Consider the following 2857-nt stretch of genomic DNA (forward strand, 5'->3'; position numbering starts at 1 on the left):
CGCAGGGCGAGCAATTCCTGCTCCGCCTCCCGCTCCGCCGTCGCCGCACCGGAAGCCTTGTCCGCCTGAAGCCAGATCATCGTAGCGCCCCGTTGGGTCCTTGCCGCCGCACCGCCGTGATCGCTTTTCGCCACGAGTATGCGCAACCCTGAGTCTGACCATATGAATATTGCATACTTATAGGATATCCGTTGCGATCACGTATGGAAAATGGGGCTTCGTGCAGACCGTACGTTAACCGCGACGTTTCCGTTTCCCGGCCGCGGTCCCGCCCCGCGCGCGGCCCGCATGCGCGGCGCCGGGCTGTGCGGATCGGGCCACCGCTCTAATACAAGCGGTGCGCGCCGGGCCTTGAGACCTCGTGGTGCTGCGGCCTCGAGGAGGATCTGCGTGACGGGCGACGAAACCCGATACTGGCTGGCGACCGGGCTCGCCGTCGCGGCCGCCCTGGCCGCTTGGTACCTCCTCCCCGTCGATGCCTGGCTCGCGGCCTTCAAGGCGTGGACGCAGGGGCTCGGCCCCTACGGGCCCGTCGCCTTCGCGGCCCTCTTCGTCGTCGCGACGCTCCTCGTCGTGCCCTGCACGCCCCTCACCATCGCGGCGGGCGTCGCCTTCGGCTGGTGGTCGCTGCCGATCGTTCTCGCCGCCGCCACGCTCGGCTCGGTGCTCGCATTCGCGGCGGGGCGCACCCTGCTGCAGGACCGGGTCCGCGCCCTGATCGAGCGGCGGCCGGCCATGAAGGCCACCGTCGAGGCGGTCGGCGAGGGCGGCTGGCAATTGCTGACGCTGATGCGCCTCAGCCCCTTCGTCCCCTTCAACGCCCAGAACTACATCCTCGCCATCACCGACGTGCGCCCGGGGGCCTTTCTCGTCTCGACCATCCTCGGCATGCTGCCCGGCACGCTCGTCTGCGTCTATCTCGGGGTGATCGGCCGCGCGGCGGGCGGGGACGCGCCGGAGCACTGGATCTCCCTCGGGCTCGGCCTCGTTGCGACCTTCGCGGCCGTCGGCCTGACCCGGCGGCGCGTACGGGCCAAACTGAGGATGCGGAGAGCCGGCGCGGGCGGGCCGAGCGGCCCTGCGCGAGAGCGAGGCCCTGTATCTCCGGGCGATCCGGGCCGCGCGCCGCATCATCTACCTGGAGAACCAGTATTTCACGTCGCCCCTGATCGCGGCGGCGCTGGCCGCCCGGCTCGCCGAGCCGGACGGGCCCGAGATCGTCGTGGTGCTGACCGAGCGCAGCCCGAACGGCTTCGACCGGCTGACCATGGACAGCGCCCGCCGCGGCCTGATCGCGCGGCTGCGCGCGGCCGACCCCCATCGTCGCCTGCGGGTGCTGGCGCCCCGCACGCCGGCCGGCGGCCCGATCCTCGTCCACTCGAAGGTCGCGGTCTTCGACGACCGGCTGCTGCGGGTCGGCTCGACGAACCTCAACAACCGGTCGCTCGGCCTCGACACCGAGTGCGACCTCGCGATCGAGGCTCTGCCCGGTGAGCCCCACGACCTGCGCCGGGAGGCGATCGCGCGCGTGCGCGACGGCTTCGTCGCCCACCATGCCGGCTGTCCGCGAGACCGGTTCGAGGCGGTGGTGCGGCAGCGCGGCTCGGTGCGCGCCGCCCTCGACGACCCCGCCCTCGTCTCGCCCGAGCGCCTCTGCGCCGTCGTCGCCTCCCGGCGGGGCCTCCTCGCCCGGTTCATCGAGGCGTGGCATGTCGGCGATCCGGTCGGCACCGCCGACCTCTGGCGCCCGTGGCGCCGCCGGCGCGCCCTGCGCGTCCGCACGGAACCCGCGGCGCCGGGGGATGCCGCGCGCGTCCCCTCCCGGTCCGAGAGGGAGGCGGTGAGGGAGGCGGCCTCTCCGGACAGGGCGCATCCCTCGCCCCACCCCGCTCCCGTCCGGGAGAGGGAGCCCGCCGTGCCCTCCGGCCCGGACCGCTAGACCGTCGCCGACGCCCGCGCGGCGATCCCGGCCGGTGCCGGCGTGAGGCAGAGCTCCGTGAGGAGCGGCAGGTGGTCCGAGGCGAGGCGCGGTAGCGCACCCCGCACGACGCCGGCCCGCTCGGCCGTGACACCGTCGCTGACGAAGACGTGGTCGAGGCGCAGCACCGGGAAGCGGCTCGGGAAGGTGGCGCCGCGCCCCTGCCCGCCTGCGAGGCCGCGCACGTCGGTGAGCCGGGCGGCGAGCCGCCGGTAGGCCCGGGACAGGGGCGTCGCGTTGAGGTCGCCCACCAGCACGAAGGGCGTGCGCGCCCGGTCCCCGCCGAGCCAGTCGGGGCCGAGCAGCGCCTCGACCTGCGCCAGCCGCTCGCGCCCGGACAGGCCGAGATGCGTGTTCAGGATCTGCAGGCGGCCCCCGCCCACCGCGACCTCCACCCAGAGGGCGCCCCGCGGCTCCAGGCCGGGCCGGCGGGCGAGGCCGGGCAGGGCGCCGGCCTTGACGAGGCTCGCCGGCCGTGTCGTCAGGATGGCGTCCCCGTAGCGCTCCTCCAGGATCTGCAGGGCGGGATGGAAATGGTGGCGCATGTCGAGGAGCCGCGCGATCTCCTCGGCCTGATCGAGCCCGCCGGTGCGGGCGCGCCCGACATCGACCTCCTGGAGCGCGACGACGTCCGGCTCGCAGGCCGCGATCACCTCGGCGATGCGGGCGGGCGAGATCACCCCGTCCACACCCCGGCAGTGGCGGATGTTGTAGGTCATCAGGCGCAGCCGCGCCGGCCGGGGAAGCGGGAGATCCATGCGGGACGCTGGTGGGGCGATCGGCGGATCGCGGGCGAGATGATCTAGGGCGGTGCGGCCCCCTCTGGAACCCGCGCGGCGCCCCTCTCCCGGACCGGGGCGGCGATCCTCACACCGACAG

Annotated in this window: 2 protein-coding genes and 1 pseudogene; 2 read left to right on the forward strand and 1 reads right to left on the reverse strand. The window is 74.2% G+C overall.

Annotated elements, in window-relative coordinates; genetic code table 11:
• Positions 1–288 precede the first annotated feature (288 nt).
• Both E1J50_RS28260 and E1J50_RS28265 read left to right on the forward strand, forming a co-directional pair.
• Positions 289–864: pseudogene (locus E1J50_RS28260) on the forward strand (TVP38/TMEM64 family protein); the annotation flags it as partial.
• 274 nt (positions 865–1138) lie between these two features.
• Positions 1139–1939 carry a phospholipase D-like domain-containing protein gene (locus E1J50_RS28265; protein ID WP_245516770.1) on the forward strand — a complete coding sequence of 267 codons (801 nt, stop codon included), beginning with the start codon at positions 1139–1141 and terminating at the stop codon, positions 1937–1939.
• On the opposite strand, the gene E1J50_RS26175 is transcribed toward E1J50_RS28265, so the two are convergent.
• Positions 1936–2736, reverse strand: coding sequence for an endonuclease/exonuclease/phosphatase family protein (locus E1J50_RS26175; protein ID WP_132255391.1), 801 nt, complete (start codon positions 2734–2736; stop codon positions 1936–1938). The two genes, E1J50_RS28265 and E1J50_RS26175, sit on opposite strands and share 4 nt — an antisense overlap.
• Positions 2737–2857: the final 121 nt, after the last annotated feature.

It is taken from the genome of Methylobacterium segetis (genome assembly GCF_004348265.1).
Classification (GTDB): domain Bacteria; phylum Pseudomonadota; class Alphaproteobacteria; order Rhizobiales; family Beijerinckiaceae; genus Methylobacterium; species Methylobacterium segetis.

Coding starts and splice junctions, on each gene's coding strand:
- E1J50_RS26175 (WP_132255391.1), bottom strand. CDS start 2,736: ATGGATCTCCCGCTTCCCCGGCCGGCGCGGCTGCGCCTGATGACCTAC.